The 12,954-nt window shown below is 71.0% G+C and carries 10 protein-coding genes and 5 tRNA genes; 5 read left to right on the top strand and 10 right to left on the bottom strand.

The genetic code is table 11. The annotated features are described in order from the left end of the window. Positions 1-4: 4 nt before the first annotated feature. On the bottom strand, positions 5-1,435 hold the full coding sequence (gene leuC, locus AC07FV_RS29750) for a 3-isopropylmalate dehydratase large subunit (RefSeq protein ID WP_479090513.1): 1,431 nt from the start codon (positions 1,433-1,435) through the stop codon (positions 5-7). 195 nt (positions 1,436-1,630) lie between these two features. On the opposite strand from leuC, the gene ndgR reads away from it, so the two are divergent. Beyond that, positions 1,631-2,347 (top strand): IclR family transcriptional regulator NdgR, encoded by a 717-nt coding sequence (ndgR, locus tag AC07FV_RS29755; RefSeq protein WP_053137572.1) that lies wholly within the window; start codon positions 1,631-1,633, stop codon positions 2,345-2,347. Between the two features lie 161 nt (positions 2,348-2,508). Here the strand turns inward: ndgR and AC07FV_RS29760 are convergent. The 9 genes from AC07FV_RS29760 to AC07FV_RS29800 all read right to left on the bottom strand — a co-directional run bounded on the left by AC07FV_RS29760 (position 2,509) and on the right by AC07FV_RS29800 (position 6,579). Beyond that, a tRNA-Glu gene (locus tag AC07FV_RS29760) sits at positions 2,509-2,581 on the bottom strand. A gap of 43 nt (positions 2,582-2,624) precedes the next feature. Further along, positions 2,625-2,696: transfer RNA gene (locus AC07FV_RS29765), tRNA-Gln, on the bottom strand. 20 nt (positions 2,697-2,716) lie between these two features. Further along, a tRNA-Glu gene (locus AC07FV_RS29770) sits at positions 2,717-2,789 on the bottom strand. Between the two features lie 62 nt (positions 2,790-2,851). After that, positions 2,852-2,924 (bottom strand) — tRNA-Glu (locus AC07FV_RS29775). A 39-nt stretch (positions 2,925-2,963) separates the two neighbouring features. After that, positions 2,964-3,035 (bottom strand) — tRNA-Gln (locus AC07FV_RS29780). Positions 3,036-3,126: 91 nt separating this feature from the next. Further along, the gene (locus AC07FV_RS29785; protein WP_479090515.1) at positions 3,127-3,861 is read right to left on the bottom strand and encodes an HAD family hydrolase; all 735 of its coding nucleotides are present in this window, start codon (positions 3,859-3,861) and stop codon (positions 3,127-3,129) included. Positions 3,862-3,959: 98 nt separating this feature from the next. Then, a complete protein-coding gene (gene gltX, locus AC07FV_RS29790; protein ID WP_479090516.1) occupies positions 3,960-5,444 on the bottom strand; it encodes a glutamate--tRNA ligase in 1,485 nt (494 codons plus the stop codon). Continuing rightward, entirely contained in the window at positions 5,437-6,222 is a 786-nt protein-coding gene (locus AC07FV_RS29795) for a fumarylacetoacetate hydrolase family protein (RefSeq protein ID WP_479090518.1), read from the bottom strand. Before AC07FV_RS29795 ends, gltX begins: the two co-directional genes overlap by 8 nt. A gap of 168 nt (positions 6,223-6,390) precedes the next feature. Further along, entirely contained in the window at positions 6,391-6,579 is a 189-nt protein-coding gene (locus AC07FV_RS29800) for a hypothetical protein (protein ID WP_391971926.1), read from the bottom strand. A 603-nt stretch (positions 6,580-7,182) separates the two neighbouring features. Here AC07FV_RS29800 and AC07FV_RS29805 point away from each other — a divergent pair. The 4 genes from AC07FV_RS29805 to AC07FV_RS29820 all read left to right on the top strand — a co-directional run bounded on the left by AC07FV_RS29805 (position 7,183) and on the right by AC07FV_RS29820 (position 12,634). Beyond that, the gene (locus AC07FV_RS29805; RefSeq protein WP_479090519.1) at positions 7,183-11,145 is read left to right on the top strand and encodes a sensor histidine kinase; all 3,963 of its coding nucleotides are present in this window, start codon (positions 7,183-7,185) and stop codon (positions 11,143-11,145) included. A gap of 9 nt (positions 11,146-11,154) precedes the next feature. After that, positions 11,155-11,568 carry a roadblock/LC7 domain-containing protein gene (locus AC07FV_RS29810; protein ID WP_003973453.1) on the top strand — a complete coding sequence of 138 codons (414 nt, stop codon included), beginning with the start codon at positions 11,155-11,157 and terminating at the stop codon, positions 11,566-11,568. A gap of 111 nt (positions 11,569-11,679) precedes the next feature. After that, the gene (locus tag AC07FV_RS29815; protein ID WP_003973454.1) at positions 11,680-12,078 is read left to right on the top strand and encodes a DUF742 domain-containing protein; all 399 of its coding nucleotides are present in this window, start codon (positions 11,680-11,682) and stop codon (positions 12,076-12,078) included. After that, a complete protein-coding gene (locus AC07FV_RS29820; protein WP_003973455.1) occupies positions 12,059-12,634 on the top strand; it encodes a GTP-binding protein in 576 nt (191 codons plus the stop codon). The genes AC07FV_RS29815 and AC07FV_RS29820 overlap by 20 nt, the downstream gene beginning before the upstream one ends. The last annotated feature ends 320 nt before the right edge of the window (positions 12,635-12,954 follow it).

Raw genomic sequence — 12,954 nt, forward strand, 5'->3', positions numbered from 1 at the left:
ACTCTCAGACTCCAGCGGGCGTGGGGACGTCGGCGGCGGACAGGTCGGCCGGGGAGGCCAGGTGGCCCAGGACCGCCGTCGCGGCCGCGACCTGCGGCGACACCAGGTGGGTGCGGCCGCCCTTGCCCTGCCGTCCCTCGAAGTTGCGGTTGGAGGTGGATGCCGAGCGCTCACCGGGGGCGAGCTGGTCCGGGTTCATGCCCAGGCACATCGAGCAGCCCGCGTGCCGCCATTCGGCCCCGGCCTCCTTGAAGACCACGTCCAGCCCCTCCGAGACGGCCTGCAGGCCCACCCGCGCGGAGCCGGGGACGACCAGCATCCGTACGCCGTCGGCGACTTTGCGGTCCCGCACGATCTCGGCGGCGGCCCGCAGGTCCTCGATGCGGCCGTTGGTGCAGGAACCTACGAAGACGGTGTCCACCTTGATGGACCGCAGCGGCTGTCCGGCCTCCAACCCCATGTACTCCAGCGCCTTTTCGGCGGCGAAGCGCTCCGAGGCGTCGTCGTACGAGGCCGGGTCGGGGACGGCGGCGGAAAGCGGTGCGCCCTGCCCCGGGTTGGTGCCCCAGGTGACGAACGGCGACAGCTCGGCGGCCTCGATGACGACCTCGGCGTCGAACTCGGCGTCGTCGTCCGTGCGCAGCGTCCGCCAGTAGGCGACGGCCGCGTCCCAGTCGGCGCCCTCGGGGGCGTGCGGGCGGCCCTGGAGGTAGGCGAAGGTGGTCTCGTCGGGGGCGATCATGCCCGCGCGGGCGCCGGCCTCGATCGACATGTTGCAGATGGTCATGCGGGCCTCCATCGAGAGCTTCTCGATGGCCTCGCCGCGGTACTCCAGGACGTAGCCCTGGCCGCCGCCCGTGCCGATCCTCGCGATGATCGCCAGGATGAGGTCCTTCGCCGTGACCCCGTCCGGCAGCGCGCCGTTGACGGTGATCGCCATGGTCTTCGGGCGGACCATGGGCAGCGTCTGGGTGGCCAGCACGTGCTCGACCTGGGAGGTGCCGATGCCGAAGGCCAGCGCGCCGAACGCGCCGTGCGTGGAGGTGTGCGAGTCACCGCAGACCACGGTGGTGCCGGGCTGGGTCAGACCCAGCTGCGGGCCCACGACGTGCACGACACCCTGCTCGACGTCGCCCAGCGGGTGCAGCCGGACGCCGAAGTCGGCGCAGTTCTTGCGCAGCGTCTCCAGCTGGACCCGGGAGACCGGGTCCGCGATGGGCTTGTCGATGTCGAGCGTCGGGGTGTTGTGGTCCTCGGTGGCGATGGTCAGGTCGAGCCGGCGCACCGGGCGACCGCTCTTGCGGAGGCCGTCGAAGGCCTGCGGGCTGGTCACCTCGTGCAGCAGGTGCAGATCGATGAAGAGGAGGTCGGGCTCGCCCTCGGCGCGCCGGACGACGTGGTCGTCCCAGACCTTCTCCGCGAGTGTCCTACCCATCGCTTTCCCTCCGGCCGGCGACAAGGCGCCGACCCAACTAGAGATCTTGAGGAGACGGCGCCCGCACCCCTGTAACCGGGCAACCGCCGCCAGGCCCTTTCGTCACGGGCCGTTGTGACTTCTTGCCATCAAGAGTGGCGGGTTCCACGGAAAATTGAACTTGCGTTTCACAGAGTGAGACGGGAGTATCGTTGCATGGACAACAGTAGCGGCGTCGGCGTTCTGGACAAGGCGGCCCTCGTCCTGAGCGCTCTGGAGTCCGGTCCGGCCACCCTCGCGGGGTTGGTCGCGGCGACCGGACTGGCACGACCCACGGCCCACCGCCTGGCCGTGGCGCTGGAACACCACCGTATGGTGGCGCGCGACATGCAGGGCCGGTTCATCCTCGGCCCGCGCCTGGCCGAACTGGCCGCGGCGGCCGGCGAGGACCGTCTGCTCGCCACCGCGGGCCCGGTGCTCACCCACCTCCGGGACGTCACGGGCGAGAGCGCCCAGCTCTACCGCCGCCAGGGCGACATGCGCATCTGCGTGGCCGCGGCCGAGCGTCTGTCGGGCCTCAGGGACACGGTCCCGGTCGGCTCCACGCTCACCATGAAGGCCGGCTCCTCGGCGCAGATCCTGATGGCCTGGGAGGAGCCCGAGCGCCTCCACCGCGGGTTGCAGGGCGCCCGCTTCACGGCGACGGCGCTCTCCGGGGTGCGGCGGCGCGGCTGGGCCCAGTCCATCGGCGAGCGGGAGCCGGGCGTCGCGTCCGTCTCCGCACCCGTGCGCGGCCCCTCCAACCGCGTGGTGGCCGCCGTGTCCGTCTCCGGTCCCATCGAGCGCCTCACGCGCCACCCGGGCCGGATGCACGCCCAGGCGATCATCGACGCCGCCGGCCGGCTCTCCGAGGCCCTGCGCCGCACCGGCTGACCTCTTCCCGTACGCGACCGGAGCGGGCCCGCCCCAACGCCGCGGCCGACCCGCTCCGCGCATACCGAAGCCCCCGTCGCCACGGGGCCCGTCGACGTACGGCGCAGGTCCGGGAACGCCGGAGGGGGCTCCCGTGTGAACGGGAGCCCCCTCGGGACTCGTACCCCCGACCGGATTCGAACCGGCGCTACCGCCTTGAGAGGGCGGCGTGCTAGGCCGCTACACAACGGGGGCGAGGATCTTGCAGGCGCCGCATGCCGCGCGCCGCAGATCCGAGCTGGTCTACCAGGACTCGAACCTAGACTAACTGAACCAGAATCAGTCGTGCTGCCAATTACACCATAGACCAATGTGGCTTAGACCAGTTTGTACCCCCGACCGGATTCGAACCGGCGCTACCGCCTTGAGAGGGCGGCGTGCTAGGCCGCTACACAACGGGGGCCCTAGCGATCCTGCATTGAGGTCGGCGGGAGCTACCCTGACCGTCCCCGCGGGAAGGATCTGTACCCCCGACCGGATTCGAACCGGCGCTACTGCCTTGAGAGGGCAGCGTGCTAGGCCGCTACACAACGGGGGCTTTGCGGATGATCTCCGCGGCGCAGATGAGCTCTGCGAGCTGGCCTACCTGGACTCGAACCAAGACTAACTGAACCAGAATCAGTCGTGCTGCCAATTACACCATAGGCCACTGGAACGCAAGCCCTTGCGGGGCTCTGTTCTAGCTTTGCGCTTCCGGTGACCGGCCTTTCGGCCCGCTCTCCGGCGGCGCAGGAAGAACATTACCCGAAGGTGGACGGGGCTCCAAAACGAGTATCGGCACCGAGGAGGGCGGGGAGTTCGGAGAGGGAGGCGATGCGGCGCGGGCCGGTCGGCGGGTCGACGGTCGCGTACACGCCGCCGCGGTCGATCCACACCGAGAGCAGCCCGGCGTCCGCGGCGCCGCGTCCGTCGATCTCCGGGTGGTCTCCGACGTAGGCCACCTCGTGCGGCGGGAGGCCGAGGGCGTCGCACGCCGCCAGGAAGGCGTCGGGCTCGGGCTTGGAGACGCCCAGCTCAGCGGCGCACAGGATGGCCTCGAACCGGTCGTGGACGCCGAGCACGCGCAGCTTGCGGTCCTGCACGACGAGGCTGGAATTGGAGAGCACGGCGTGCCGGTGGCTCTCGGCGAGGGCGTCCAGGACGGGCAGGACGTCCGGGAAGAGGGACCAGGCGGCCTCGTAGTGCGTGACGTAGCGCTCGAACCAGTGGTCGGCCTCGGCGTCCGTCAGCTCCGGCCGGCCCAGGAAGACACGGGTGCGGTTGCGCCGCTGTGTGACGAAGTCGACCTCTCCGGCCGCGAACCGGCCCCACTGCTGCTCGGTGATCTCCCGCCAGCGCACGAGGGCCTCCTCGGCTCCGCCGTACCCGGCGAGCAGTCCCTCCGCCACCAGGTGGGCGCGCATGCCCTCGCGGTCGGCGGTGGTGTAGTCGAAGAGGGTGTCGTCGACGTCCCAGACCACGGCGCGGATGCTCATGATCCGACGGTAACGCGCGGGCCGGGTGCCTGTCCGGTCGTACGCCGAAGGGGCGGCACCCGGGACTCCGGGTGCCGCCCCTCGGGGGCGTGCGGGTGTCAGGCCGCCAGCTTGGCGAGCGCCGCGTCGATCCGCGTCAGCGTCTTCTCCTTGCCCAGGACCTCCAGGGACTCGAAGAGCGGCAGGCCGACGGTGCGGCCGGTGACGGCGACGCGGACGGGGGCCTGGGCCTTGCCGAGCTTGAGGCCGTGGGCCTCGCCGGCGGCCAGGACGGCCTCCTTGAGGGACTCGGGGGACGTCCAGTCGGCGGCGTCGAGCTTCTCGCGGGCGGTGCGCAGCAGGGTGTCCGAGCCCTCCTTCATGGCCTTCGCCCAGCTCGCCTCGTCGGTGACCGGCTCCGGCAGGAAGAGGAAGTCGACGTTGTCCGTGATCTCGGAGAGGACCTTCAGGCGGGTCTGCGCGTGCGGGGCGACCGCCTGCCACTTGGCCTCGTCGAAGTCCTCCGGCGCCCAGGGGGCCACCGGGGCCTTCAGCCACGGGCGGCAGCGCTCGGTGAAGTCCTTCACCTCGAGCATGCGGATGTGGTCGGCGTTGATCGCCTCGCACTTCTTGAGGTCGAAGCGGGCCGGGTTGGGGTTGACGTCGCTGACGTCGAAGGCCGCGACCATCTCCTCGATCGAGAAGATGTCCTGGTCGGCGGAGAGCGACCAGCCGAGCAGGGAGAGGTAGTTGAGCAGGCCCTCGGGGAGGAAGCCGCGCTCCCGGTAGAGGTTCAGGCTCGACTGCGGGTCACGCTTGGACAGCTTCTTGTTGCCCTCGCCCATGACGTACGGCAGGTGCCCGAAGGCGGGGGTCTCCTTGGCGATCCCCAGCTCGGTCAGCGCCTTGTACAGGGCGATCTGGCGCGGGGTGGAGGAGAGCAGGTCCTCGCCGCGCAGGACGTGGGTGATCTCCATCAGCGCGTCGTCGACCGGGTTGACGAGCGTGTAGAGGGGGGCGCCGTTGGCGCGGACGATGCCGTAGTCCGGGACGTTCTCCGGGGTGAAGGTCAGTTCGCCGCGGACGAGGTCCGTGAAGGTGATGGTCTCGTCGGGCATCCGGAAGCGGACGATCGGCTCGCGGCCCTGTGCCGTGTACTCCTCGACCTGGGCGTCGCTCAGGTCGCGGCAGTGGCCGTCGTAGCCGGAGGGCCTGCCCGCGGCACGGGCGGCCTCGCGGCGGGTGTCCAGCTCCTCCTGGGAGCAGTAGCAGCGGTAGGCGTGGCCGGCGTCGAGCAGCTTGGCGGCGACGTCCTGGTAGATGTCCATGCGCTGCGACTGGCGGTACGGCGCGTGCGGGCCGCCGACCTCGGGGCCCTCGTCCCAGTCGAAGCCCAGCCAGCGCATCGAGTCCAGGAGCTGCTGGTACGACTCCTCGGAGTCGCGGGCCGCGTCGGTGTCCTCGATGCGGAAGACCAGGGTGCCCTGGTGGTGCCGCGCGAAGGCCCAGTTGAACAGGGCGGTGCGGACCAGGCCCACGTGGGGGTTGCCGGTGGGCGAGGGGCAGAAACGGACACGGACTGCTGGGGTGGGTGCGCTAGCCACGCTTGACAACCTTGTTGGTGAGAGTGCCGATGCCTTCGATGGTGACGGCGACCTCGTCGCCGACGTGCAGGGGTCCGACTCCGGCCGGGGTGCCCGTGAGGATCACGTCGCCGGGCAGCAGCGTCATGGCCTCGGAGATGTTGACGATCAGGTCCTCGATGGAGTGGATCATCTCGCTGGTGCGGCCGAGCTGGCGCTGGGTGCCGTTGACCGTGAGCTGGATGGTCAGGTCGGCCGCGGCGGCGAGGTCGAGGTCCGTCTCCACCCAGGGGCCCAGCGGGCAGGAGGAGTCGAAGCCCTTGGCCCTGGCCCACTGCTTCTCGCGCCGCTGCACGTCGCGGGCGGTGACGTCGTTGGCGCAGGTGTAGCCGAAGACCACGTCCTTGACGCGGTCGCGCGGGACCTCGCGGCACATGCGGCCGATGACGACGGCGAGCTCGGCCTCGTGGTGCAGCTCCTCGGAGAAGGAGGGGTACTGGATGGCGTCGCCGTGCCCGATGACCGAGGTGGACGGCTTGAAGAAGGCGAACGGGGCGTCGGGCACCTCGTTGCCGAGTTCGCGGGCGTGCTCGGCGTAGTTGCGGCCGAAGGCGACGACCTTGTTGGGGAGGACGGGCGGCAGGAGCCGCACCTTGCTCAGGGGCACCTTGGTGCCGGAGAGCTCGAAGTCCGCGAACGGGATGCCCTTGATGATGTCGAGGACGAGCTGGTCCGGCTGGTCGCCCTCGACCGCGCCGAAGGCGACGTTCCCGTCGATGGAGAACCTGGCGATGCGCACGGGTTGCTTGGCCCCTTGCTGAGCTGGCTGGAGTCTGACGCTCCAGGCTAACGCGGCACAGGGCGGGCGCCTCGCGCATCGCCTGCCGTGGCCCTACGGGGTGTGGCGGTCCGGCGCGCGGGCGCCCGGGTGCTCGTGGGGCCGGCCGAAGGCCGGACGGCCGGCGTACTACTGTGCGGCGGAGGCCGCGACGGGGATCTCCATCAGGACCGTGCGCCGGGGGTTGGCGGTCTGGGTGGGGAGCTCGACGGCGTGCTCCGGCTGCTGGGGCGTCTGCAGCTCGTCGGCGCCGGCGAGGTGCGCCAGCGTCGTGCGTCGCGGGTTGGCGATCTTGTGGAACATCATCGTCGTCTTCACGGTTGAACGAGACCCTGTCGTGTCCGGGCGCCCCGGGGGCCGCAAGAAGCCCTCCGAAGGCGCGGGTTGTCGGTTTTGCCTTCTCTGTAAAGCGTCAGGCTAAACATGCGATTCCCCGCCGACCCGAGCAGGGTGCGTGATCTGCGTGTGAGTTTGCTCACTTATCAAGGGTCAAACCGGTCAATTCCGGCTTGCGTAACACCCCGACGAAACAGACATTGCCCACCTGAACCCATCATTCCGCTCCTGATCATGTCGACTGGGACACCTTTCGGCCCTCGACGACTCGCGGGCATACGCCCCTTTTGCGGGTGATCATTTTCTACGACCGGTGACCCGTCCCTCACGTGCTGTCACCTAGGTCACGGCCTGGCTCACGGGCCTTGTTGGAGATCCGGCACTGTGCTGGAATTCCACGGACCGCTGCGGGATCGAGCCGGTGCACAGGGGGCGCACACCAGCGCCGAGCGGCGGCGAGAAGGGGGAACCAGCGCCGGTCACTCACGACCACCACGGGGGCGTAATTCAGGGCGCCCCTATGACGCCGACACCGTGCCCAGCCGTTCACGCGGCCGGGCGCCTGGTCCAGAGGTTGCGACGCTAGTGCAGGGACGTTTCAAGAGGGATGGCAGCGCTTCGGCGGAGCCGGAGCCGCACGGCGGGACTGGCCCCAAGGCCGTCAGCTCCTCGCCCCAGCACGCCCAGAGCCCGGGCCAGGCCCCGTCCGGCGACGGCGGGGACGGCACCGGACGCCCCGGCCGGCCGGCCTCGTCCGCGTCCGGTCAGCAGGCGTCCGCGAAGCCGGCCAAGGCATCGACCGGCCCCGGCCCGCGAATAGCCCTGCGCAACTGGCGGATCTCGACCCGTCTGGTGTCGCTGCTCGCGCTCCCGGTGGTCGCGGCCACCTCGCTGGGCGCGATGCGTATCAGCCAGTCGATGGACGACATCCAGCAGCTCGACAACATGAAGCTGCTGACGGAGATGACCAAGCAGGCCACCGAGCTGGCCGCCGCTCTCCAGGAGGAGCGCGACCAGTCCGCCGGTCCGCTGGCGCACGGCTCGACCTCCAGCGCGATCGCCGTCAAGGGCGACCGGGAGAAGACCGACCGGGCCCTGAAGAACTTCCTCGACAACTCCGAGGAGATCGACGCCGCCAGCAAGGACGGCAACCTCGTCGGTGTCCGCGACAGCCTCGTCGGCCTCGCGAGCGACCTCAACGGCCTGAACAAGATCCGGAGCACCGCCTATCAGGCGAAGGACAACTCGACCCAGACCGTCGAGGCCTACCACCGCCTGATCACCCACCTGCTCGACCTCTCGCAGGACATGGCGGAGGCGACCAGCAACCCCGACATGATCCAGCGCACGCGCGCCCTGTCGGCCTTCTCCTCGGCCAAGGAGTACGCCTCGATCCAGCGCGCCGTCCTCGCGGCCGCGCTCCCGGCGAACAACACGAGCAAGGGCAAGCTCACCGAGAACGACCGGCTCTACGCCCAGTCGGCCCTCCAGAGCCAGACCTCCGAGGTCCGCAGCTTCACCAGCATCTACGGCGACGGCGCCGAGGAACTCCTCAAGCCGATCTCCGAGGGCAACCCGGTGATCGAGTCCTCCGACCAGTACGCCGGCCGCGCGCTCGGCCAGGCCAACGGTCTGGACGACCTGAAGGTCCGCTCGTACCAGGACTGGCTGGACGACAGCTCCACCAAGATCCAGCAGATGAAGAACATCGAGCTCAAGCTGCTGGAGGACATGGAGCAGCAGGCTCGCGAGCTGCGCAGCGAGTCCGAGCGCGAAGCCATCATCTCCGGTGTGATCATCCTGCTGGTGCTCGGCGTCTCGCTGGTCGGCGCCTTCGTCGTGGCGCGGTCCATGATCCGCTCGCTGCGCCGCCTGGAGGACACCGCGACGAGGGTCGCCCAGGACCGCCTGCCCGAGCTGGTCAAGCAGCTCTCCGAGACCGACCCGCAGGACGTCGACACCTCGGTGGAGTCGGTCGGCGTGCACTCCCGGGACGAGATCGGCCGGGTGGCCGCGGCCTTCGACGACGTGCACCGCGAGGCGGTCCGCCTCGCCGCCGAGCAGGCCCTGCTGCGGGGCAACGTCAACGCGATGTTCACCAACCTCTCGCGCCGCTCCCAGGGCCTCATCCAGCGTCAGCTCTCGCTCATCTCCGAACTGGAGTCCCGCGAGGCCGACCCGGACCAGCTGTCCTCGCTGTTCAAGCTCGACCACCTCGCGACGCGCATGCGCCGTAACGGTGAGAACCTCCTCGTCCTCGCCGGTGAGGAGCCCGGCCGGCGCTGGACCCGGCCGGTGCCGCTGGTCGACGTGCTCCGTGCCGCCGCCTCCGAGGTGGAGCAGTACGAGCGCATCGAACTGGCCTCCGTGCCGACCACCGAGGTCGCCGGCCGCGTGGTCAACGACCTCGTGCACCTGCTCGCCGAGCTGCTGGAGAACGCGACCTCGTTCTCCTCCCCGCAGACCAAGGTCAAGGTCACCGGTCACGCGCTGCCCGACGGCCGGGTGCTGATCGAGATCCACGACACCGGCATCGGCCTCTCCCCCGAGGATCTCGCCGCGATCAACGAGCGGCTGGCCTCGCCGCCGACCGTGGACGTCTCGGTCTCCCGGCGCATGGGTCTGTTCGTGGTCGGCCGGCTCTCGCAGCGCCACGGCATCCGCATCCAGCTGCGTCCGTCCGACTCCGGTGGCACGACCGCGCTGGTCATGCTGCCCGTCGACGTCGCCCAGGGCGGCCGCAAGCCGCAGCCCAAGCCCGGTCAGGGCCCCTCGGGCGGCGGCCCGGCCGCGGCCCAGGCGGCGGCCGGTGTCGCGGCGGCCCGGCGCGGTGGTGGCCAGGGCGGTGGCGGTCAGGGCGGTGGCGCCCTCGGGGGCGGTGCCTTCGGTGGCGGCGGTGCCCTCGGTGCCGGTGCGCCGGGCGGCGGCCGGCTCGGTGCCGCACAGGGACCGCGGGCCGCGCTGCCCGGACGCGACGCGGGCTCCCAGTCGCGCGGGCCGCAGGCCCCGGCGGGCCCCCACCAGCAGAACCGCCCGGCTCCGGCCGGCGCCGGACAGGCGCCCGGTGCGCCGCAGGGTTTGCAGGCCGCCGGCACCAACGCGCCGCAGGGCTCCGCTCCGCAGGGCAACGCGCAGGGCCAGGACGCCTTCGGCGGCGGACGCGGTCCGTCGGCGCCCGCGCAGCGCGGCAAGCGCCGCGGCAACGGGAAGGGCGACGCCGAGCAGGGCCGCCGTCCGCAGCTGCCGCCGCGCGGCGGTCCGCGGGCCGAGCTGCCCGGCGGCACTCCGCAGCCCCGCACGCCGAGCTGGAGCGACGAGAACGCGCAGCCGTCCGTGCCCCGTGCCTCGCTGGACGCCCCGCGCGGCCACGAGGAGCCGGACAGCTCCCGTACGGACCGGACTCCGCGCTTCGACGACCGTCAGGGTCCCGGCGCCACCACCGAGATGCCCGCGGTCCCCGCGCTCGGCGAGGCGCAGGGCCCCGCGGCCACGGCCGAGTTCGCCCGCCCGGACTTCGACGCCCCGGCCCCGCGCCGGGCCGAGCCGCCGCAGCAGCAGCAGCAGCAGCAGCACGACAACAGCCTGTTCTCGCGGCCCGCACAGGGCCAGCACGGTCAGGGCCAGTACGGCCAGGAGCAGTACGGCCAGTACCCGCAGGAGCAGTACGGCGGGGACCAGTACGGGCAGGGCGGCGGGAACGCCTCCCGCGACGACCAGTTCGCGCGGCCCGAGCCGGCCGCTCCGCAGCACAACGGCGGGGCGTTCGTCCGCTCGGACGTCTTCGGCACCCAGTCCGGTCAGGCGGGTCCGAACGATCCGGCCTCGACCGGCCGGTTCCCCGGCGCCCAGAACCCGAACCCGAACGACGGGATCGACGGCTCGACCGGGCAGCACCGGCTGCCGGAGCGGCAGAACCCGGCCCCCACCGGCCAGTTCGACCGCCCGCAGGTCAACGGCGCGCGCGGCGGCAACGACTTCGGCGCCCCGCGTCCGCCGGCCCCGCAGCGCCCCGCCCACCAGGAGCCCGCGGGCGGCAACGCCAACGGGAGTGCCGCCCAGCGGCCCGGTGACGGTTGGGCCCTGCCCCCGGCCTCCGGTCCCGGCGACGGCCGTACCCCGCTGTACGACACGCTGGAGACCAACTGGTTCCACGGGGACCGCGAGGCGAGGGCGCAGCAGAGTGCCCCGGCCGCGGCCCCGGAGCCGCAGGCGGCCCAGCCCCAGACCCCGGCGGCCCCCCAGCGGCCCGCCACCTCCGCCTGGCGCAGCTCGCCGAACGACGACCTCGTCCGGCAGGCCGAGCGCGTGCGGCAGCCCGCCGCGGGCGGTATCACCACCTCCGGCCTGCCGCGCCGGGTGCCCCGGGCCAACCTGGTCCCGGGCACGGCTCAGCAGCAGTCGCACCAGAACGGTCCGCAGGTATCGCGTGCGCCCGACGAGGTGCGCGGCCGGCTGACCAATCTCCGTCGGGGAATCGCACAGGGCCGTCAGGCCGGTACCAACCAGACCGGCAGCTACCCGCGGCCCACTCACCAGCAGGAGCGTTAGTTGAGCCCGATGAGCCAGGCGGCACAGAACCTCAACTGGTTGATCACGAATTTCGTGGACAACACCCCGGGGGTGTCCCACACCGTCGTCGTGTCCGCCGACGGACTCCTCCTGGCGATGTCGGAGGGCTTCCCGCGCGACCGCGCCGACCAGCTCGCGGCCGTCGCCTCCGGGCTGACCTCGCTGACCGCCGGGGCGTCCCGGATCTTCGAGGGCGGCAACGTGGCACAGACGGTCGTGGAGATGGAACGAGGGTTCCTCTTCCTCATGTCCGTCTCGGACGGCTCGTCCCTGGCCGTTCTCGCTCACCCGGAGTGCGACATCGGCCTCGTCGGCTACGAGATGGCGCTCCTGGTCGACCGCGCGGGGGCGGTGCTCACGCCCGATCTGCGCGCTGAACTACAAGGCAGTCTGCTCCACTGATCGGCCCCGGCACCACCCGTGTTACCAAATCACCGTCCGGCCGCCACAATCCCCCCACCGGCCTCTTCAGACGGCACGACTGACCGACCTGCTGTCCCGCCCGGAGGATTCATGACCCCGCCCACCGCCTCTCATGATCCGTACGCGGAGCCGTACGAGGACGAGGGCGACCAGCCGCTGGTACGTCCGTACGCGATGACCGGTGGCCGGACACGGCCGCGCTATCAGCTCGCCATCGAGGCGCTGATCAGCACCACGGCCGACCCGGCAGCGCTCATGGGGCTCCTTCCCGAGCACCAGCGCATCTGCCACCTGTGCCGCGAGGTGAAGTCGGTGGCGGAGGTGTCGGCCCTGCTGGCGATGCCGCTGGGCGTGGCCCGGATCCTGGTCGCGGACCTCGCGGAGGCAGGGCTCGTCGCCATCCACCAGCCGGGCGGCGACGAGAACAACGGCGGTGCACCGGACGTGACACTGCTCGAAAGGGTGCTCAGTGGACTTCGAAAGCTCTGACGGAGGTCGGGCGACCACCTCCGCGAAGATCGTGGTGGCCGGCGGCTTCGGTGTCGGCAAGACCACGTTCGTGGGCGCCGTCTCCGAGATCAACCCGCTGCGCACCGAGGCCGTGATGACCTCGGCCAGCGCGGGGATCGACGACCTCACGCACGCCGGGGACAAGACGACCACGACGGTCGCCATGGACTTCGGCCGCATCACGCTCGACCAGGACCTGATCCTGTACCTGTTCGGCACGCCCGGCCAGGACCGTTTCTGGTTCATGTGGGACGACCTGGTGCGCGGCGCCATCGGCGCGGTCGTGCTGTGCGACACCCGCCGGCTCGCCGACTGCTTCCCGGCGGTGGACTACTTCGAGAACTCCGGTCTGCCGTTCGTCGTCGCCCTCAACGGCTTCGACGGCCAGCAGCCGTACTCCCCGGACGAGGTCCGCGAGGCGCTCCAGATCGGGCCGGACACCCCGATCATCACGACGGACGCGCGGCACCGGGCGGACGCGAAGAGCGCGCTGATCACGCTGGTCGAGCACGCGCTCATGGCACGACTGCGGTAGGCCCGGCGACGGTCGCAACCAAGTCGGCAATGATCTACGGCAGTTGTCGTAGGCGGTCCGGAGCCGACTGTGTCCTTTGACACGGTCGGCTCCGGCGTTCATAACGTTTCGGCAGAGGAATCGGGTGGTACGGCCACGCGTAGCGCACATCCCGTCTCGCTGTGCTCACGAACGCCCCGCCTTTTGACGTCGCTCGCTCTTTTTGACCGTTTTATCTGGGGCTTACATCACGTGTAACCCCCGCGTTCCAGTGTTTGGAAGAGCGCAGGTCCGCGTGCTGGAATGCCAGAACTGCCCAATGGTCAAAGACGTACTCAGCA

It is taken from the genome of Streptomyces sp. NPDC045956 (genome assembly GCF_056430705.1).